15 protein-coding genes, 1 tRNA gene and 2 pseudogenes are annotated in these 21183 nt (G+C 51.2%); 12 read left to right on the forward strand and 6 right to left on the reverse strand.

The window, feature by feature from the left end; translation table 11 throughout:
* The first annotated feature begins 44 nt into the window (after positions 1 to 44).
* From AACH44_RS11630 to AACH44_RS11640, 3 genes are read left to right on the forward strand one after another with little or no spacing between them, the layout of a single operon-like run.
* A complete protein-coding gene (locus AACH44_RS11630) occupies positions 45 to 764 on the forward strand; it encodes a (Fe-S)-binding protein (protein ID WP_261848345.1) in 720 nt (239 codons plus the stop codon).
* Positions 765 to 773: 9 nt separating this feature from the next.
* Positions 774 to 2195: a LutB/LldF family L-lactate oxidation iron-sulfur protein gene (locus AACH44_RS11635; protein ID WP_261848346.1), complete on the forward strand. Its 1422-nt coding sequence runs from the start codon at positions 774 to 776 to the stop codon at positions 2193 to 2195.
* Entirely contained in the window at positions 2195 to 2890 is a 696-nt protein-coding gene (locus AACH44_RS11640; RefSeq protein ID WP_261848347.1) for a LutC/YkgG family protein, read from the forward strand. Before AACH44_RS11635 ends, AACH44_RS11640 begins: the two co-directional genes overlap by 1 nt.
* 87 nt (positions 2891 to 2977) lie before the next feature.
* On the opposite strand, the gene katG is transcribed toward AACH44_RS11640, so the two are convergent.
* On the reverse strand, positions 2978 to 5152 hold the full coding sequence (gene katG, locus AACH44_RS11645; RefSeq protein ID WP_338659612.1) for a catalase/peroxidase HPI: 2175 nt from the start codon (positions 5150 to 5152) through the stop codon (positions 2978 to 2980).
* Positions 5153 to 5524: 372 nt separating this feature from the next.
* Positions 5525 to 5839 (reverse strand): DMT family transporter, encoded by a 315-nt coding sequence (locus AACH44_RS11650; RefSeq protein ID WP_261848348.1) that lies wholly within the window; start codon positions 5837 to 5839, stop codon positions 5525 to 5527.
* A gap of 394 nt (positions 5840 to 6233) precedes the next feature.
* Here AACH44_RS11650 and AACH44_RS11655 point away from each other — a divergent pair, with 394 nt between their 5' ends.
* The 3 genes and pseudogenes from AACH44_RS11655 to AACH44_RS11665 all read left to right on the forward strand — a co-directional run.
* Complete coding sequence (locus AACH44_RS11655; protein WP_338659247.1) at positions 6234 to 6419, forward strand: cation:dicarboxylate symporter family transporter; 186 nt, start codon at positions 6234 to 6236, stop codon at positions 6417 to 6419.
* A 322-nt stretch (positions 6420 to 6741) separates the two neighbouring features.
* Positions 6742 to 6818, forward strand: a tRNA-Val gene (locus AACH44_RS11660).
* Between the two features lie 404 nt (positions 6819 to 7222).
* Positions 7223 to 7477 (forward strand): annotated as a pseudogene (locus AACH44_RS11665) (IS1 family transposase); the annotation flags it as partial.
* 80 nt (positions 7478 to 7557) lie between these two features.
* On the opposite strand, the gene AACH44_RS11670 reads toward AACH44_RS11665, so the two are convergent.
* Complete coding sequence (locus AACH44_RS11670) at positions 7558 to 8565, reverse strand: aldo/keto reductase (RefSeq protein ID WP_261848349.1); 1008 nt, start codon at positions 8563 to 8565, stop codon at positions 7558 to 7560.
* A gap of 132 nt (positions 8566 to 8697) precedes the next feature.
* Between AACH44_RS11670 and AACH44_RS11675 the strand changes: the two genes are divergently transcribed.
* The 6 genes from AACH44_RS11675 to AACH44_RS11700 all read left to right on the forward strand — a co-directional run bounded on the left by AACH44_RS11675 (position 8698) and on the right by AACH44_RS11700 (position 16300).
* Positions 8698 to 9153, forward strand: a complete 456-nt coding sequence (locus tag AACH44_RS11675) for a MarR family winged helix-turn-helix transcriptional regulator (protein WP_261848350.1) — start codon at positions 8698 to 8700, stop codon at positions 9151 to 9153.
* Positions 9154 to 9275: 122 nt separating this feature from the next.
* Positions 9276 to 10406 (forward strand): alkene reductase, encoded by a 1131-nt coding sequence (locus AACH44_RS11680; RefSeq protein WP_425606651.1) that lies wholly within the window; start codon positions 9276 to 9278, stop codon positions 10404 to 10406.
* Between the two features lie 101 nt (positions 10407 to 10507).
* Entirely contained in the window at positions 10508 to 11707 is a 1200-nt protein-coding gene (locus AACH44_RS11685) for a multidrug effflux MFS transporter (protein ID WP_261848352.1), read from the forward strand.
* A 284-nt stretch (positions 11708 to 11991) separates the two neighbouring features.
* Complete coding sequence (locus AACH44_RS11690; RefSeq protein WP_261848353.1) at positions 11992 to 14031, forward strand: beta-galactosidase; 2040 nt, start codon at positions 11992 to 11994, stop codon at positions 14029 to 14031.
* 16 nt (positions 14032 to 14047) lie between these two features.
* Positions 14048 to 14902: an arabinose operon transcriptional regulator AraC gene (gene araC / locus AACH44_RS11695; RefSeq protein ID WP_261848354.1), complete on the forward strand. Its 855-nt coding sequence runs from the start codon at positions 14048 to 14050 to the stop codon at positions 14900 to 14902.
* Positions 14903 to 14995: 93 nt separating this feature from the next.
* Entirely contained in the window at positions 14996 to 16300 is a 1305-nt protein-coding gene (locus AACH44_RS11700; RefSeq protein ID WP_261848355.1) for an MFS transporter, read from the forward strand.
* A 138-nt stretch (positions 16301 to 16438) separates the two neighbouring features.
* On the opposite strand, the pseudogene AACH44_RS11705 reads toward AACH44_RS11700, so the two are convergent.
* The 3 genes and pseudogenes from AACH44_RS11705 to AACH44_RS11715 form a co-directional block, all read right to left on the reverse strand.
* Positions 16439 to 16987 (reverse strand): annotated as a pseudogene (locus AACH44_RS11705) (SbmA/BacA-like family transporter); the annotation flags it as partial.
* Positions 16988 to 17260: 273 nt separating this feature from the next.
* Complete coding sequence (locus tag AACH44_RS11710) at positions 17261 to 19216, reverse strand: S9 family peptidase (protein ID WP_261848356.1); 1956 nt, start codon at positions 19214 to 19216, stop codon at positions 17261 to 17263.
* A complete protein-coding gene (locus tag AACH44_RS11715) occupies positions 19213 to 21018 on the reverse strand; it encodes an ABC transporter ATP-binding protein/permease (protein WP_261848357.1) in 1806 nt (601 codons plus the stop codon). The genes AACH44_RS11710 and AACH44_RS11715 overlap by 4 nt, the downstream gene beginning before the upstream one ends.
* Positions 21019 to 21183 lie beyond the last annotated feature (165 nt).

Consider the following 21183-nt stretch of genomic DNA (forward strand, 5'->3'; position numbering starts at 1 on the left):
GTAACAATAAAAAATTCATCTACATTGAGTAATGGGAGTCTGTCGTGAATGTTAATTTTTTTGTTACCTGTATTGGTGACGCCCTAAAATCCCGCATGGCGCGTGATTCTGTCCTGCTACTGGAGCAGTTGGGCTGCAACGTGTACTTTCCCGAAAAACAGTCGTGTTGCGGGCAACCTGCCATCAACGGCGGTTATATCAACAGCGCCATTCCCAGTATGAAAAGCGTCATTGCCGCGCTGGAGGACAACGACGACCCGATCATTTCTCCCGCAGGTTCATGCATGAATGCCATCCGCCACTATCCCGAATATCTGGCCGATGAACCTGAATGGGTACTGCGTGCCGAACGTGTTGCCGAACGCATGAAAGATCTGACATCGTTCATCGTCAATACGCTTGGCGTAACGAACGTCGGTGCACGCCTGTCAGGAACGGCGGTTTACCACCCCTCTTGTAGCCTGTTTCGCAAATTAGGTGTGCGCGAAGAGCCTATCGCACTACTCAACCACGTTCAGGATTTACACTTGCTGCCGTTTAAGGCTGAGGAAACCTGTTGTGGCTTCGGCGGTACGTTTTCAGTGAAGATGGCAGAAATTTCCGGCGAAATGGTCAAAGAAAAAGTCAGCCACATGATGGAGGTCAAACCCGACTACCTGATTGGTGCCGATGTCAGTTGCCTGCTCAATATTGGTGGTCGTATGCAGCGTGAAGGCCACCCTGTCAAGGTGATGCACATCGCCGAAGTCCTGATGAGCCGCTAAGGAGAGGATATGAGCCTGAAAACCAGCGATGTTAAATTCAAGGATCGTATTCAAACCCAGATTCACGATCCCATCATGCGCAAGGCGGTTGCTAATGCGCAGGAACGTATCAGTGAAAACCGTCAAAAAATGGTCGACGAGTTAGGCCATTGGGAAGCATGGCGCGATCATGCCGCTCAGATCCGTGAACATGTACTGAACAACCTCGATGCCTACCTTTACCAGCTCTCAGAAAAAGTGACGGACAACGGTGGAAACGTCTATTTCGCCAAAACCAAGGAGGATGCCACCCGCTATATCCTTCAGGTTGCTCAGGCTAACCATGCCAAAAAAGTCGTCAAAGCGAAGTCGATGGTCACCGAAGAAATCGGCATGAACCACGTCTTGCAACAGGCGGGAATTGAGGTGATCGAAACCGATCTGGGCGAATATATTCTACAACTGGATCAAGATCCGCCTTCGCATGTCGTCGTTCCCGCTATCCACAAAGATCGCTACCAAATCCGCAAGGTACTACACGAAAAATTGGGTTACGACGGACCGGAAACGCCAGAAGCCATGACGCTGTTTATCCGTCAAAAGATACGTGAGGATTTTCTCAGTGCGGAAGTCGGCGTAACAGGCTGTAATTTTGCGGTGGCGGAAACCGGCTCGGTGTGTCTGGTCACCAATGAAGGTAATGCGCGCATGTGTACCACGCTGCCAAAAACGCACATTGCGGTAATGGGCATGGAGCGTATTGCGCCGACGTTTGAGGAAGTGGACGTTTTAATCACCATGCTGGCGCGTAGTGCAGTCGGCGCACGTCTGACGGGCTACAACACCTGGCTGACGGGGCCACGGGAAGCAGGACATGTTGACGGGCCGCAGGAATTTCATCTGGTGATCGTCGATAACGGTCGCTCACAGATTCTCGGCTCCGCATTTCGCGATATTCTGCGCTGCATCCGCTGTGGTGCCTGTATCAACACCTGCCCTGCCTATCGTCACATCGGTGGACACGGCTACGGCTCCATTTATCCCGGCCCGATCGGCGCGGTCATTTCCCCCTTGCTGGGCGGCTATCAGGATTTCAAGGAACTGCCCTATACCTGCTCGCTCTGCACCGCCTGCGACACGGTGTGTCCGGTTCGCATCCCCTTATCGTCACTGATTCTCAAACACCGGCGCGTCATGGCGGAAAGCGGAATCACGCCAAAAGCAGAACAGCGAGTAACGAAACTCTTCAACTACGTCAATAGTCATCCGAGGTTATGGAAGGTCGGAATGATCGCCGGTGCCCATGCCGCAGGCTGGTTTATTAAAAACGGAAAAACGTCCATTGAGATGGGTGCCATCGGCGAGTGGACCGAAGCGCGCGATCTGCCGGATGCAGACGGTGAAAGCTTCCGTAGTTGGTTTAAGAAACATCAGGCGAGAGGAAGAAAATAATGGAAAACCGCGATAGTTTTCTGGCCGAGATTGCCCGCCAGTTTGGACGCACGGTGCGCCACATTCCAGCGCCACTACCCAGACCCGCGAGCCACCATGCCCGCACCCGATTAAGCGATCTGACAGTACAGCAGCGTTGTGATGCCTTTATCGATGTCGCCACTAACATCATGCTGGCACACTGCGAAATCGTCAGTGAAGCCGACGCGGCGCAGGCGGCGCGGCAATTGTGCGATAAATACGGCCATGCGCCCGTGATCGTCAGCGACGATCGGCGTTTAGAGGCATTAGGGATCACCGCGTGCTTACAACGCGAATGCCAAGCCACCGTATGGGACCCGCGCGTGGGAGAAGAAAACCTGCGGCTGGCGGAGCAGGCCAAAGTCGGCGTGGTTTATGCGGAATATGGCCTAACCGAATCAGGCGGTGTGGTGTTATTTTCCGCACCTCAGCGAGGACGTGCCGTCAGCCTGCTGCCGGAATCCTCTCTCTTTGTGTTACGCAAGAGTACATTGTTACCTCGCATCGCACAGTTGGCACAGCACTTACATCACATGGCACAACACGGCGAGCGTATGCCGTCGTGTATTAATATTATTGGCGGTCCAAGCTCCACCGCGGATATTGAACTGATCAAAGTGGTCGGTGTACACGGGCCGGTTAACGCCGCCTATCTGATCGTTGAAGACTGTTGACCCATCGGGCAGGATGCCCAACATGCGTTACAACGGAACATGATGCTCCCCGCGCAGTATAAACACCGACGCAGGGAGCATGATCTCTTACTCGACCAGATCGAAGCGATCCGCATTCATCACTTTCACCCAGGCAGCAACAAAGTCATTCACAAACTTCTCTTTGCTGTCGTCCTGTGCGTAAACCTCGGCATAAGCGCGCAGAATGGAATTCGAACCAAAGACCAGATCCAGACGCGTCGCCGTCCATTTGACTTCACCCGTTTTACGATTGCGGATTTCGTACAGATCCTTACGGTATGGCTTCCACGTGTATTTCATGTCGGTCAGGTTGACGAAGAAATCATTCGTCAGCGCCCCTTCACGATGGGTAAATACGCCGTGCTTTGTACCGCCGTAATTGGTTCCCAGTACGCGCAGGCCACCAACCAGCACCGTCATTTCCTTCGCGGTCAGCCCCATCAACTGCGTGCGATCGAGCATCAACTCCTCCACGCTAACGGCATAATCCTTCTTCAGCCAGTTACGATAACCATCGTGGAGCGGTTCGAGGACGTCAAAAGACTCCGTATCGGTCAGCGCATCGGTGGTATCACCACGTCCCGGCACAAAAGGCACGGTCACCTGTACGCCAGCCGCTTTCGCCGCTTTCTCAATCCCCACATTACCCGCCAGCACAATGGTATCCGCCACGCTGGCTCCCGTTGCCGCGGCAATACTTTCCAGTACGACTAACACGCGCGCCAGACGATCAGGCTCGTTCCCTACCCAGTCTTTCTGCGGGGCGAGACGAATACGCGCACCGTTGGCACCACCGCGCATATCGGAACCACGGAACGTACGGGCGCTATCCCAGGCGGTTGCGACCAGTTCACTGATGGAAAGGCTACTTTCTGCAATGCGTGCTTTGACAACATCAACATCATAGCCGGTACGGCCAGCCGGAACCGGATCCTGCCACAGCAAATCTTCCTGCGGCACATCTGGGCCGATGTAACGCGCTTTTGGCCCCATATCGCGGTGCGTCAGTTTGAACCACGCACGGGCAAACACTTCAGAGAAGTAGGCCTGATCCTGATAGAAACGCTCGGAAATCTTGCGATATTCCGGGTCAATTTTCAGCGCCATATCGGCATCGGTCATCATCGGGTTGTAGCGGATAGACGGGTCTTCAACATCAACCGGCTTGTCTTCTTCTTTAATGCTGACGGGCTCCCACTGTGATGCACCGGCTGGGCTCTTTCTCAGTTCCCATTCGTGATTCAACAGCATGTGGAAGAAACCGTTATCCCATTGCGTCGGATGTGTGGTCCAGGCCCCTTCCAGCCCGCTGGTGACGGTATAGCGCCCTTTGCCCGATCCCGTTGGGTTATGCCAGCCGAGACCTTGCTCTTCCACATCCGCACTTTCTGGTGCCGCACCCAGCAGACTGGCATCGCCATTGCCGTGGGTTTTACCCACCGTGTGCCCACCCGCCGTCAGCGCAACGGTTTCTTCATCATTCATCGCCATACGGGAGAATGTCACGCGCATATCTTGTGCGGTACGCAGCGGATCGGGATTGCCATCAACGCCTTCTGGGTTAACGTAAATCAGCCCCATCTGCACAGCAGCCAACGGGTTTTCCAGCGAGGTACGGTCATCATTGCCATAACGCCCAGTGCTCTTCGCCAGCCACTCTTTTTCCGACCCCCAGTAGGTATCTTTTTCTGGATGCCAGATATCTTCACGACCAAACGCGAAGCCGAAGGTTTTCAACCCCATAGATTCGTAAGCGATATTGCCCGCCAGAATAATCAGGTCAGCCCAACTGAGTTTATTGCCGTATTTTTTCTTGATTGGCCACAGTAAACGACGCGCTTTATCAAGACTGACGTTATCCGGCCAGGAGTTGAGCGGTGCGAAGCGCTGGTTACCGGTTCCACCACCGCCGCGACCGTCGGTGGTGCGGTAGGATCCCGCCGAGTGCCAGGCCATACGAATCATCAGGCCGCCGTAGTGACCCCAGTCCGCTGGCCACCACTCCTGACTGTCGGTCATCAGCGCATGCAGGTCTTTTTTGAGGGCATCGACATCAAGGGTTTTAAGGGCTTCACGGTAGCTAAAATCGCTGCCTAACGGGTTGGTTTTGGTGTCGTGCTGATGAAGAATGTCGAGATTGAGGGCATTTGGCCACCAGTCAGTGTTTGATGAGCCAGTAGAAGTATTTCCGCCGTGCATAACCGGACACTTGCCGGCTGGTTTCGTTTTATTCTCGTCCATCATTATCTCCCAGTATGTTGCATTGCCTTAATCTCTGCGCAAGAAGGCAGGTGCGTTCACCTGTTCCCTCTCCTTGATGCAAGACAGTGCCAGAGTCTCCCTATAATTTATAATTGTATATGCTAACTTCTGCGATAGCTTAACCTGATGAAAAGCAGCTTAATCGCACATTTTTCCTATCTGCATCAATAATCTCACCGAGAGAACCCCTGAGATAATGAGTCTGCTTATCAAAGATAATACCGATCGGTTAAGGATCGAAATACCGGTGCGACCGCGCAGGCAAACGGAGAGTGTGTCAAACCGTTTACCGCGGGGCTCACCTATTGCGGATCGACGCGGTAAAGGTGTTGTGTTGCCAAAAGGGGCACGTTATGAAGATAGCTTCATCAGAATCAGGCCGCTGACGATCAACAGTGCAGCGATAATCCGCATCGCACTTACGGGTTCATTCAGGAATACCAATCCCACGACAAACGCTCCCACCGCGCCAATTCCTGTCCAGATGGTGTAGGCCGTGCCCAATGGAAGCGATTTCATCGCCATGGATAACAGCGCGAAGCTAATGATCATGGCAACGATAGTGACAACTGATGCGCCCATTTTCGTGAAGCCATCAGACAACTTCATGCTGTAAGACCAGACAATTTCAAACAGACCAGCGAGTGCTAATAGAAACCAGGCCATACCCAGTTCTCCTTAAACAGTGCATATGGGTCGTCCCGTGAGTCCTTTTCGCGTCAGAGGTCGTCCCCTGCCAGGATGGAGGTATGCAACGATACGATAACGTTGCGGCGTTCGGGAGTAAAGCCAGTGTGCTTTCAGCGCCTCGCGGATATTTTCGCCACTTCAGTACAAAAAGCGCCAAAACCGACAATGCAATTCGCAACACTTAAATATCCAACCGAGATCATGTTATTCACATTTCATTAAACCCCGCCGTTGATAATATCGCGTCTACGCCACACCAACATGTACGGATAAATAAAAATATCCGAACATGTAAAAATATAACATTGGCTACAAAACATGACTCCTGACGCAGGTTGTATCGCTAAAAATCAAAAAATCTTTTTAGTTTATGTCGTTAGAGACATTTGGTTCTGGTAGTAGCTTCGCGGTATTCGCAGCCACGGTGGCAACCGTCGGTAACCTGCCGATAGAAGGACTCGCGCTAATCTTCGGGGTCTATCGCTTCATGTCGATGGCAATTTCCTTGTGCAATACGATTGGGAACAACGTAGCCACTATCGTCGTCGCAAAATGATGTGGGGAATATTCACCGCAACCTGACGATGCATCGGACAATCCGGCTTTTGCTCGGGAAACCCGTCCTGCGAGCTAATATCCTGCCTGCGGCAGGAAAGCGTGGAAAATGACAGACATCAGCCATGACGAACCACAGACATCCTGCTGAGTAATTAACCTCAGGGAGCAAATACGGCTAAACATTCGACACTTGAAAGAGGATGATAAACAAAGCGCTTGCCACCAATGCCAGAGCCGTCCATAATAGCGCCCATTCCAAACACTGGAATAAAGAAAAGCATTCTAATCAAAACGTTACTGATTAAGATGTTATCTCCTGTACGACCGTAGCTCAGTTGGTTAGAGCACCACCTTGACATGGTGGGGGTCGGTGGTTCGAGTCCACTCGGTCGTACCAATTCATGTTCTATAGACGTATATTGATGTCTATAACACACTGAAAAGAAGAAATATTTCTAGAAAATTACAGCTTACTTCTCCCAAATGTCCTCACTTTAAGTTCGTTTAAATACTAACGATTTCACCTTCAAATTACTGCTGTTATGAACGCCATCGAGTAGTCAATACGGTTAAAACGAGTAAGTGACGCCTAGCTATTAAATGTTCATTACCCTTACCAAGAATATATAAAGTCGTTATACCCGTCATACTCCAAGCGGTCTGAGCTGCTTTCTTCGGTCAATTGGCGTTGGGCCAAAAGTCGGTCATCAATCACTGAGCGAAAAATAAGATAGAGCAGAGAAAAGAACGGGTGAAATGTTTTGGCGAAAACACAACATTATGAATAATTATAATTTAATTATCGGCATGATAACCAGCGATGACTGGGGCAGTTATGCCAGATAAGTTCCGAAAGAGAAACCTCTGACCGGTAAAATATTTACTCAGCGTATTGAACGGAACAACCTGACGTTGAGAACCCGCATCAAGCGTCTGGCTTGCCGCACTCTCTGTTTCTCACGCTCTGTTGAGTTACATGAAAAAGTCATCGGAGCCTTCAATGCTTTCCGCCTGATGCGCCAGGCCAATAGCATACGTTACTCCACAGTGCCCTAAACACGTGCGAATGGATGTAACAGCAGGGGCACACTTATCGGTGCTCCCCTGCTGTCGCCTACATGATGGGGAAACGGTACTTAGGCAATAATGCGGGGGATGTCTCCGCTAGCCCAAGCTACAGTCTTTCTTGCGGGTACGGACGGATCAAGACTACTGACCGCATCAAGACGCGCGATCTGTTCCGTCGACAGCTCAAGCTCCAGAGCGGCCAGGTTATCAGTCAGTTGAGTCAGCGAACGTGGGCCAATAATCGGTACGGCACCATGTGTACCCGCCCAGGCGATAGCGACCTGTCCGGCATTTACGCCCAGCTCATCAGCGATAGCCAGAACGGTGTCAAGAGTCTGTGTACGCTGTTCTGAGTTCTCAGGCTGGAACACCCGACCACCAAATCCCTCTGCACGCCCCTGCTCACCTTTACGGTATTTACCTGTCAGCATCCCTCCCCCCAATGGCGACCATGTCACGATACCCAGCCCCAGTGCATGTGAGGCAGGGAAGAGATCAGCCTCCGGATTGCGATGAACCAGGCTGTGTTCAAACTGTGCCGCAGCGATCGGAACCGCATGCGTCAGTTCAGCCAGAGTGACCGCACGAGAAAGTCGCCAGGCTGAGAAATTTGACAAGCCCGCGTAAAGAATTTTTCCCGACCGAGCCAGATCCTCAAAACCACGGACAATTTCCTCAATAGGTGTAACACCATCAGGATGGTGCGCCCAATAGATATCGATGCGATCGGTTTTTAACCGCTTCAGACTCGCCTCAACCGAGGCCACCAGAGCCTTGCGGCTATTGCCCGTCACCAAGCGATCGGCATTGGGAACGGCACCATTAGTGAATTTGGTGGCGAGCACGAAATCCTCACGGCGCCCCTGCAACAAAAGACCGAGTTGTTCCTCAGACTGGCCAAACTGGTAGATATCGGCCGTATCAATAAAGTTACCGCCAGCTTCAGCATAAGCCTCAAAGACCGCCTTGCTGGCGTCAGGATCGGCACCGTATCCCCAACCTGTACCAAAATTACCCGTACCGAGTGCGACCTGCGATACTCTGAGGCCGGTTTTACCGAATGCTGTGTATTTCATATCTGCTCCGCTAATTGAGTTGAGACGGTCACGACGCTTGAGTAGAACCCTTTAGCAAAGGGGTGGTGACTTTCATCAAGATCACCATCAAATTTATTTGCATATACAACAGTTGCAATTACAATATAGCATATGAAGAACACGATCAAGCCACAGCCCTGTACGAATCTGAAGCTTCGCCAGCTTAATCGCATGGTGACGCGCCACTATGACCACTATGTTGCCGAATCCGGGCTAAAGAACACACAGTACGCATTGCTGTCACATATCATCAGGCTAGGCCCCATCCGTCCGAGTGATCTAGCAAAACACATGCAGTTGGATGCCTCGACCTTGACGCGTAATCTCCAGCCATTGGTCGCCCAAGGTTGGGTGACGATTGGCGCAGGAGAAAATGCGCGTAGCCGTCTGGTTGAAGTGACCGAATCGGGTAAAGCGAAGCGAGCTGAGGGGCAACGAGCCTGGGCAGCCGCACAGTTGGCACTTAATGAACGTCTTGGCGCAGAGCGTGTAGCCGCACTGCATAGCCTGCTCGATGCCTGTATCGACTGTCTTAGTGATGACGCAGAAACGGTCATGGAAGAATGAATACCCTTGCGGGCGTTCTGAGAGAGATCGCTCGTCGATATTGATGCATTGTGCATCGAATGACAGCCCCGTATCTGAATAGCCTGAGGCTTGTCAGATACGGGCTGATAGCTAAAACAAGAATGGGATGTAACTGGATGACTCGAAAACTACTTTCTCCTCTTCAGATAGGGAGGCTCCATTTAGCCCATCGTGTCGTCATGGCGCCACTTACACGTATGCGTGCCATGCAGCCTGGGAATATTCCTCACTCGCTCAATGTGGAATACTATCGGCAACGCGCGTCTCAGGGAGGACTACTCATTACCGAAGGGGCTCAGATTTCACCTACAGCCCAGGGCATGCCCGCAACACCGGGTATCCACAGTACGGCACAGATTGAAGGCTGGAGAGCGGTTACACAGGCAGTGCATAACCAAGGTGGCCTAATTATTCTCCAACTTTGGCATGTCGGCCGTATCTCTCACTCGTCGCTATTAGCAGGCCAATCCCCTGTTGCACCATCGGCCATCGCGGCACCTGGCAACGCCTTTACTGCTAATTTTGAGCGCGCACCCTTCGCGACACCACATGCCCTGACAACAGCAGAGATCGCGTCGGTGGTAGAGGACTACACACAGGCTGCACGTAATGCACAACTCGCAGGCTTTGATGGTGTGGAAATTCATGCAGCCAACGGCTATCTGCTCGAACAGTTCCTGCAAAGCCGCAGCAACCAACGCACGGACGACTACGGCGGTTCGATCGAGAATCGTTGTCGTTTGGTACTGGAAGTGTCCGCAGCGGTTTCGGCAGTATGGGGAGCAGATCGCGTAGGCATTCGCCTATCGCCATTCGGCGTGGCTAACGGCAGCGGAGAAAACAACCCGCTACCGCTCTATAGCTTCCTCGTCAACGCGCTGGCCGATCTTGATCTGGCGTACCTGCATCTGATTGAGCCACGAGCCAGCGGAGCAGGCCAGGCAGAAGTCGATCATCCAAACGTTCCGTTTGCATCAGAGTTATTCCGTCCATTGTGGCCGAATGCCCTGATCGCCGCAGGTAATTATCAGCCCGATACCGCGGCCGCCGCCATTGAATCTGGCCATGCCGATGCGATTGCATTTGGTCGGATGTTTATCGCCAACCCCGACCTGCCTGATCGCATCCGACAAGGTGCGCCCCTGACTCCCTACAATCGCGCCACGTTCTATGGCGGCGGAGCCGAAGGCTATACCGATTACGCTCCGTTAAATACGAAAGACACCCGATAACCCCCCCTCGGCGTGTTAGTCACTGGGTTTATGCGTATTGCTCTTTAAGGGCACTACGCAGGCTTAGGCGCGCTGTCAGTTATGAAACCAAGGAACCCTCCGTGAAAACTGAAACACCTACGTCATTAATCCACAGATCGCTCTCTGGTGAGTTACTTTTTTTATTAGCCGGATTGGCGGCGCTTGGAGCGCTGGCAACCAATATCATCCTCCCTGCTTTTCCCAACATAGGCATCACGTTGGGGGTTTCCTCTATGGCACTTAGCGCCACACTAAGTAGCTTCTTTGTCACCTTTGCACTAGGACAACTTTTTGTCGGCCCCCTGTCGGATAGATTCGGCCGTAAGTGGCTGGTGTTAGGTGGGCTTATCACGTTTATGATTGGGAGTGCGATATGTGCATTAGCAACCACTTTACCGCAGTTGATTGGTGGCCGGATTATCCAGGCACTCGGCGCCTGTGCGACAGCCGTACTATCCCGCGCGATTGCAAGAGATTTGTTTGATGGTGAAAAGCTAGCACGCACCCTTTCACTCATTATGGTAGCAATGGCCGCTGCACCAGGCTTCTCTCCGTTGCTGGGTAGTGCGTTCACCTACCTGCTTGGCTGGCGCGGAATATTTATCTTTGTCAGTGCGCTGGCGATAATACTGGCGATCCATTACAGCACTCGTCTGGGGGAAACACTGCACGCAGACAAAAGATCCACATTATCCCTTCCTGAGATTCTGCGTAATTACGCTCGGTTATTGCTCGACCGTCGCTTTATCGCCCCCGCCCTTTATGTCAGCCTGATTATCGGCGCACTGTATGCCTTTTTCTCAATGGCTCCCGCCATCTTAATGACTGGATTTGGTTTTTCCTCACTGGGACTCGGCCTATTCTTCGCCGCAACAGTCTTAGTTGTTTTTGCCGGTGGCTTACTCGCACCACGATTGGCTCGTCGATGGGGACCTATTTATGTAGCAGGCACCGGAATTGTGATTGCACTTGCAGGCAGTGCCTCGCTGTTGATAGGTCAGGGAGAGTTTGTCTTCTTCAGCGCATCACTGACCGTATTTCTACTTGGTATGAGTCTGGTTAACCCGCTGGGAACCGCTCTCGCCCTTCACCCTTTTGCGAAACAAGCAGGGTCAGCCTCCGCCCTTCTGGGGTTTTTACAAATGAGCGGTGCGGCTCTTGCGGTAAGCATTGGCGGAACGCTAGAACTTCCACCCTATCGTTCACTCGGCATCATCCTGACAGCGAGTCTTGCAACCTCACTGTTAATATTCTTTCTCAGCCTGCCCCGCCAACGCTGAAAGCGTGCAATGATAGAAAGCACTGCCACATTCTCATAATCATATTGATCGTGACTCAGAATGAGTGGAGGTATATATCTCATTGATGTGTAGATGAATAAAAAAAGGAAAAAAACCCATCGGTGACCATCATGCAACAACGATCACACTTCATCGCTTGCAGCGGATTTCTACAGGAAACATAGCCGGATAATTAAGCCACATCCCCGACAACAGGCATATATTGATCTCATACGATTCATGACGGTTGATCAGTAACGAAAACCAGAAGGAGCATACTGAAGATGTCGGGACTCTATTATGGCGTAGCGTATTATGATGAATATATTCGTGAAGCGCGTCTGGATAAAGATATTGAAATGATGCTGGCCGCAGGTATTAATGTCGTCAGAATAGCGGAATCAACCTGGAGTACGCTGGAACCCTCAGAAGGGCAATATAATTTTCATCATATCGATCGTGTTTTAGATGCCATGCACCATGCGGGGATCGCGGTAATTATCGGCACACCGACTTATGCCATCCCACACTGGTTGGCAAAGCAAAATCCTGATATTTTAGTGACCACGCCGAATGGCCATGAAATATATGGACGTCGACAGATCATCGATATAATGAATCCGTATTTTCTGACATACGCTGAGAATATTATTCGCGTGTTACTGGAGCATGTTTGCCATCACCCGGCAATCATTGGCTATCAGGTTGATAACGAAACAAAACATTACGAGAATGTCGGCGAGGTCATTCAAACCGCATTTAAACGCTCGTTGAAAAAACGCTTTCCCGATATTCGTCAATTAAACGACGCCTTCGGCCTTGAATACTGGAGTAATCGTATCGATTGTTGGGATGATTTCCCTCCGGTAGAAGGGACGATTAACGCCAGCCTGGGATGCGCCTTCGCACGTTTTCGTCGGGAGAAGGTGGCGGACTATCTCGCCTGGCAGGCCGCTATCGTTACGGAATATGCGCAGCCGTCACAGTTTGTCACGCAAAATTTTGACTTTGAATGGCGCGGCTGGTCGTTTGGCTTACAGCCCAGAGTCGATCATTTCGCCGCCGCTCAGGCAATGAGCGTGGCGAGTGTCGATGTCTATCACCCCACCCAGGATCACCTTACCGGGCGTGAAATTGCGTTTAGCGGCGACGTGGCGAGGAATCTCAAAGGCGGGAAAAACTATTTCGTGATGGAAACCCAGGCTCAGGGTTTTGCAAAATGGACGCCTTATCCAGGTCAGCTTCGCTTACAGGCATTCAGCCATATTGCCAGCGGAGCCAGTATGGTTTCTTACTGGCACTGGCATTCAATTCATAACTCCTATGAGACTTACTGGAAGGGGTTGCTAAGCCATGATTTCGCCCCTGGCCCAACCTATCAGGAAGCCGTGACCATCGGCACCGACATGGCTCGATTGTCCGGCACGCTTAATGAACTTCGCGTCGAGAATGATGTGGCGATCCTGGTCAGCAATAATGCCATGGAAGCAATGAACTGGTTCCGGCCGGACACGCCGCAGCCTGAACTCAATAATCACGGTCATTACATCTATAACGACATTCTACGACGCTTCTGGGATGCGCTGTACGATCGCAACGTCGGCGTAGACATCATTAACGGTATCGATCCGAAAGCGTGTAAATATCGTCTGATTGTGATTCCCGCGCTCTATTCCGCCTCAAATGAAGAGCTCGAAAGGATAAACCAGTACGTTGAAAACGGCGGCAGAGTCTTGATTGGGTTTAAAAGCGGGTTTTGCGATGAAGATGTCAAAGTACGCACAGAAACCCAGCCGGGGGTCATTAGCAAGTGCTGCGGCGTCAGCTATAGTCAGTTCACGATCCCGGAGAATGTCGGCCTTAAAGCAGAAACGGAAACCGTTAGCTGCCTGCCGAATGAATCCGCAGAAATGTGGATGGAGTTATTGTCACCGGCATCCGAACGCACCACGGTGCTGTTACGCTATGACCATCCGCACTGGGGGAAATATGCTGCGGCAACAATTTCACAGTATGGGCGAGGTCAGGCGCTTTACGTGGGATTTCTGCCGTCACAAGAGCAGATCTTCAGTCTCTTTTCATCTCTGGCGACCGGACTGACACTGACGTCAGTCACCGCAAACTGCCGTTGGCCTGTCGTGGTTCGCCATGCAGTAAACAAAAATGGAGAATCCATACAGTTCATTTTTAATTACAGTGCAGCTACAGAAACGATCGCACTTGATGCTGATGTTCATGAGCCGCTCAGCGGAGACCGTTTACGTAAAGGAGACAGAGTGACAATAGCAGCGTGGGGAATGCGCTTATTTGTAAAAAATGTTTGAGCCCAGGAGGTGGTAAATGTGTTTTACCTTTGATGCGTACCTGGTTGCCGGGTTTACCCCGGTCATCCTTAACGGACCTCTTGATACCGCCATCGAGCGTCCGAATGGCATGGAAGGCTATATCATCAACATTACCGTTAATGGTAAGGCCTGGGTTAAAACTGGCAAGGGAAAAATCCTCATTTGCGAGAAAAGTGATGTACTGATTTTTCCGCCTGGCGTGGCGCATCACTATGGCCGACATGAATCCAGCGACCGCTGGGAGCATTTTTGGATCTACTTTATTCCACGTCCCTACTGGGCTGACTGGTTGTGCTGGCAGACATCAGAAGGTGATATTGGAAAAATGACGCTGGGAAGCGATCATGAAGGCGAAACCATCAAAGGGTTATTTAACGAAACCATTTCCTGGTTTTCCGAAAGCAATGCGCTGTCCGAAGCGATGGCGATGAATGTGCTGGAACGCATTATTCTTTCTTGTTATCGAATGCAGGCGGATAAACTGAATAAAACGCAGGATCCGAGAGTAAAGGAAATATGCCAGTATCTGGATAATCATTTATCTGAGGATGAAAGTCTTACTGCACTGGCGGCGCGAGTTTGTTTATCACCATCACGTTTATCACATTTATTTCGCCGCGACACAGGGAAAACCATAAGCGAATGGAAAGAAGAACAGCGGATTTATCGTGCAAAAAATATGCTGCAAAATACCATGCTGTCGGTGGCTGACATTGCATTATTAAATGGATATAACGACGCATTCTATTTTTCTCGAATTTTCCGGCGTCACAGCGGAATATCGCCTAGCGGATATAGAAAAAATTACGCGAAACTTTCTGCTGTTGAAACGGTTTACTCTGGTGTGTAGCCACCAGAGTATTTATTTTTCATAAAAATAAAAAACCAATCCTTGATTGATAATCAATTATTCAGAAACAGGTCAATTAAAAGGCAAGAAAATATGAATAATGAAACCACGGTAAATGACGGTTGGTCTGCATCTGTTACTAATGAGCAACAACCTAAAGCCCCCGTATTATTAGGCTTCGCGGTGGGTATTGGCGCACTTTTATGGCTTGGACCATTTATGGGCATAAACTCGGTACTCAATCCGGCTAAGTTAAGCAATATTATCGGACAAGGCGCAGAGGTAAATAATTTCCTTGCACTATTGGGAACACTGGGAGCAATTACGTCAACAATTACCACGATTATTATCGGTGCATTGTCTGATTTAACGCGATCGCGATGGGGGCGCAGAACACCGTGGATTCTTGTCGGCTCGGTATTAACGGCTGCGGTAATGATCGGGTTAGGAATGATCAATACCAAAGAACAACTCGGCACCTTTATTGCATTATGGTGTTTATTACAGACGTTTATCAACTTTGTTGTCGCGCCACTCCTTGCGGTGATCGCCGATCAAATCGCCCCCCGACACCGAGGTTTGATCTCCTCAATATATGCAGCCGGTTTTATTGTCGGGCAATACGGCGGTCCGGTGGTAGGCGGTTTTTTTCTCAGTGATGTTAATCCGCATCTGGTTAATACCGGTTATTATGTGCTGGCCTTAGCCATGTTACTTTCCGGGCCGATAGCGGCAATGATTATCAAAGAGAAATCCAGCCTTGATATGCCGCATCAAAAAATAAACAAAGAAAACTTTGTGCAGTATTTTGTTTTTCCTGTCAGAAATGCGCGTGACTTTTATCTCGCGCTCTTTGGTAAAATGCTTGTGACCATCACTATTACCGCCTTTAGTGTTTACCAACTGTTCTTTTTGACGAGCGGAATGGGGTTGAATAACTCGTCTGCCGGCCATTATATTTCACTCATGGGCATCGCGACTATGGTAACTGCGCTGATATTTGCCCCCATTGCCGGCCCGATATCTGACCGACTACGCACCCGCAAAAAACCGGTTTTTATTGCCACACTATTAATTGCCCTCGGTACCGTTATTCCCTTTTTCTATGGGGAACCGGCGGCGATGATCTGGTACGGCGTCGTCGCGGGTATCGGTTCAGGGATCTTCTTCTCCGTCGATCAGGCACTCAATCTGGAAGTGTTGCCTAACCCTGAAAACTCCGCGAAAGATCTTGGCATTCTGAATTTTGCCAATACCGGCGCGCAAATTCTTGGGCCTGTGCTGGGGGCGGTTCTGTTTAATCTCGTGGGGCAACACTATCTGCCTATCCTGCCCATTCTGGCCATTATTTCCCTGGCGGGAGGCTGCCTGGTAATGATGATTAAACAGGTAGGTTAAACGCCTGTTCTCCTCCTCCATCATATACAACAGTATCATGGCTGGTTTAACCGTTCGGTGTGGCGTGATCTTACGCCACACCCTGCCGGGAAACAGCATAACGTTGTTAGGAATAACGTTCGCGTTGTTCGCATCACATCATGTTTTCTTCTTATCGATTACCGACTCAAAGGCATGTAAGCGTTTATAAATAGAAAGCAGCTCAACCATCGTTGACCATGAATGGATCAATTATTGCGATGAATCACGAACACGTTCAAAAACATTGGTAATTTGTGTCATCAGACCCAGCGTCAACATTCCCGCGAGAATAGCCGGAAATAACAGAAATAAGCTAAAAATACTATCCGCACGCAGGTAGAGAAATCTTGCGATATTAAAATAGGTGTAGTGGAAATACAGTCGAAAATAATTTTTCCTGACCGCAGTAAAAAGCTCGACTGTCGTTAACGGATCAACACGGCTAGCATAATCTTCAGCATACACCAATTCTTTACGATACGCGGCCTCGACCCGCTGGTTGTTAAATTCAAGACCAGGCAATTTAATGCCGACCAGAGCAATCAATCCGGTTCCCACCAGTGACTACATCGCAGCGACAATCACCAAACCATAAGGGACATCCCCCAATACGGGCAAGGTAGGAACATGTGAAGAAAGCGTGATCAAGACGGTAGGAAAAGCCACATAATAAAAAACCTACCATAAGCGTATAATCAGTATTCAGGCTACGATGGTTGAAGAACCAGAGCCTGAAATCATTCCTGACATTTCACCCAAATCCTCTGTATTAACGTCCGAACAGGGAGTTCCCTAAGTTTTTGCAACCCCCGTGAGGTCAGTGGCAACCCCATAAGGATCGGATCGAGATACACAGAAGTACCACGGAAATGAGGTGTCCTCAAAAAAAGCGCATTTCCGTGTTGATCCTAAACGTGTGTTATTAAGACATTGCCCCTGTCAAGGCTTTGGCTCGCTGACAATCGCAGTATTTCCTTCTGCTTCGCCCGGCTCTTCATCCTGAAAGCGCCCCCCCAGATGTCGGGCCAGAAACCGCTCGGTGATCGCATTAAAAGCAATATTATTAGCTGGCCGAGAGAAACCATGCCCTTCATCAGGAAACAACGCGTAAGTCACCGGAATCGCACGTTCAACCAAAGCGGCGACCATTTGATCGGATTCTGCCTGCTTCACGCGGGGATCGTTAGCACCCTGTCCTATCAGCAGCGGTTTTTGAATACGATGGGCATGATTCAAAGGCGACTGAGACTGTAACAGATCGCGCCCCTGCTGCGTGCCAGGATCGCCAACGGAGCGGTACAACTGGGCGCGGAAAGATTCCCAATAATCGGGAATAGCATTTAGCAAGGTTTGCAAACTGGACGGCCCGACAATATCCACGCCGCACGCATAACGCTCAGCATGTTGAGTCATCGCCCACAGCGTGGCATACCCGCCATAGCTTCCTCCCATGATGGCAATACGTGCCGGATCGGCGATGCCCTGCGCGATTGCCCAGTCAACGCCGTCGCACAGGTCGTCATCCATCTTGCCGCCCCATTCCAGGTTCCCAGCATTAACGAAGCGTTTACCAAATCCCACAGAGCTGCGGAAGTTGACGGACAACACCGCATAACCACGGTTAGCCAACCACTGGTGATAGGTATTGAAACCATAGCCATCGCGCGCCCACGGCCCGCCATGTACCAGCAGAACCAATGGCACGGGTTTAAGGCTGCGTAACGGCGTTTCAGGATCGTCAACCTCAACCGGCAATGTCAGGTAGCTCACCATACTCAGCCCGTCACGAGTCTGTATGACCGTATGCTGCATACGCGCCAATCGCGCTTCGGCCAGTTCAGGTCGGCTCAGGTAAATGCGCTCAATACGGCCTTCATTGCGATCGTACAGGTTGGCGATACCCGGCGTTCGGTCGTCACCGAACCCGACAATCCAGTAGCGGTCGTCCTCGCTGCGGCTGCTAACGCCCCATGTGCCTGGGAATTGCCGATCAAGGAACTCGATGTCAGGGCGGATACTGTCGTCGACGATCAGGTAATCGGTTCTCTCATAAGTGGCACTACAGTACAGCGGGCGATGGCTATCCTGATCGATAAAAACACCACCGATGTCTGCCTGCAAGTGCTCAGCAAGCAGCGTGGGTTCGAGATCGTCTGCGTTATTCACATCGAACGGCAGCGAAACCAATGCCGCTTTGTCCCTTCCGCGGCTGTCGAGCAGATACAAAATATCCCCATCAGCCCCCAAATGGCTCACATACGTGGTTCGGCTGTCTTCTGCCGACACCTTCAGCCAGGGAAGCCACTGCCCGTCTTTCCACTTCAGGTACTGTGTACTACCATCCCGTTGAGCCTGAACCGCCAACCGCACTTCAAGGTTTGCATCAACGATAAAACTGCTGAACCCTGGGTTTTCCAACACCACCGTCAGCACACCGCTCTTCAGATCAAGCCGATACAGATCGGCGTAACGTGGATCACGCTGATTGAGGGACACCAGAACCGTGCCGCGCAGATCCTCCCGTTTGCTCGTCGCGGTAAGCAACCCGCGCGAACCAGGATAAGGCGTGAGATCGCGCGGTTCGCTGCCGTCCAACGTAATCGCGTAAAGATGGTGGTTCTCATCGCCCTTGTTATCCTGGTTGTAAAGCAGATGTACGCCATCCCGCGCCCAGGCGTAAGACTGAATGCCCCGATAGCGATCGTGGGTGAGGGGTCTGGCGTCTTCAAGGTTTTCCCTTGGTGCAATCCACAGGTTCATGACGCCGTCCACCGGCGCAACCCACCCCAGATACTGTCCGTCGGGGCTAATGCTCGCATTCATTTTTTGCGGGTTGCCAAATAGCAAGGTACGTGGCAACAAGGGAACGTCAGAGCAGGCGCTAAAGCTCGTCATTTATTTTCTCCATTGATTATCTCAGGATGATTAGGGTCAAAGGGGTAGCGTGTTTGGGACGAAACCGTAACGTCAGGCTGAACCGTGCTGATTTCTTCCGTCTCTTCGGCAGGAGCCAACACCAGTGACCGAGAGTGAAAAACTTGCAGTGAAGCGTGGTGCGCCACACTGACCAACGTACACTCAGGCAGGCGTTGTAGCAGCATGTCATAGAGGTGTCGCTCGGTTTCAGGATCGAGCGCGCTGGTCGCCTCGTCCAGAAATAACATATCCGGCCGCTGCAACATCACCCTGGCAAAACCAAGGCGCTGTTGCTCGCCCATCGATAGGCGATTGGACCAGTTAGTCACTTCGTGCAAACTGCCCTGCAAACTGGGAAGACGACATTCCCTGAGCGCTATCACGCAGGCATCGTCCGTAAAGGCATCCTCAGCGGAGGGATAGCACAATGCCGCCTTCAGTGAACCGATGGGGATATAGCTGCGCTGCGGCAGGAACAGTCGACTTGCGTCGGCGGGGATGCGGATCGTACCTGCGCCGTGCGGCCATAAACCGGCAATGGTGCGCAACAGCGTACTTTTCCCGACCCCAGAACGGCCGCTAATGATTAAGCGCTCACGCGGTGCGATGCTGAACGTGCCGATATCAGTCAGCCGCTTGCCATCGGGCAGATTCAGCGACACGCCCTCCCCTCGCATATCGGTAGCCTGATGCCCGACGACCTTGATGCCTTCCGCCGGCGGGTTATCGATAGCGCGATCGAGCAGAGATAAGCGCAACGCTGCGGCACGCCAGGTGGCAATCGTCGTATAGTTAGCGGCGAACCAGGACAGCGCGACAGCCGTTTGCATCCAGGCGGCATTGGTGGCCATCATGGTGCCCAGATCGGTATGCCCTGCAAACAAATTTGGTGCCATCAGCAGCATAGGCAATAAGCTCATCAACCTGCTGTTAAGGCCAGAGGTAAAACTGACCTGCGCATTCACAATGAACTGGTGCTTGCACACCAGCCAGATCGCACCGAAGCGATTGAACAGCCGGTTTTTCTCAACGCGTTCGCCATGATACATGGCAATCTGCTCGGAATGGACGCGAATTTGCATCAGCGCATAGCGTAAATCGGCTTCCGCCGCTTCACGACGGACATTGAGCTTCAGCAAGCGTTTACCGGCAAAATGCGTCATGCCGATGTCAAAAAGCGCATAGGCCACCGCCACCCAAAACATATAACCGGGAATATGAATCGGAACCCCAAACCATTCAGTATCGAGGTTGCCACCTTTGGTCCACGTCAGATAGCCGAAAGATCCCAGAGACACCATCGTCGTAATAAAGCGAACGGTCAGCCCCATAGTGAGATCGATAAGCGTCGAGGTATCTTCGCTGATCCGCTGATCCGGGTTATCACCAATATCATCCCGCTCTATGCGGTAATAAGCCTTGCGTGACAGCCAGTGCGACATCATGTGTTTGGTCACACCACGCCGCCAGCGCAGTTGCAGCCAGGCATCGAGAAAATCCTTCAACGTCAGCAGCAGCAGCGTCACCGCCATCAACGACAGTAATACCGGGATCGCCAGCCAAAAATCGTCGGCTTTCCCCTGTTGCAGGTAGTTGAAAAAATCGCCATACCAGTCGTTATATTTCACAGACAAGGCGGTTTGCACTAACCCCAGTCCCAGCACACCCACGGCCAGCGCGATACCATAATTTCGGTCGCTCGTTGCCCAGTAAGACGCTAATAACCGAAATGTCGAATGAGACGAACAAAAGGAGGAAACACGCCGGACAAACTTGAACATTCACTCTTTTCCTGTACAGAACACAACGCGCTTCAATAGCGCCACTATCGGGTATGAGCAACAATGATGAAAAAGTGACAGTGGATAAGCCGAAAAAAAACAGTGTCACTTTTTAAAACTGATTGCTCATACCATCTGAAGCCTGATGCAAAGGGGCTAACTAAT

The sequence above is a fragment of the Pectobacterium araliae genome, assembly GCF_037076465.1.
GTDB classification, from domain to species: Bacteria; Pseudomonadota; Gammaproteobacteria; order Enterobacterales; family Enterobacteriaceae; genus Pectobacterium; species Pectobacterium araliae.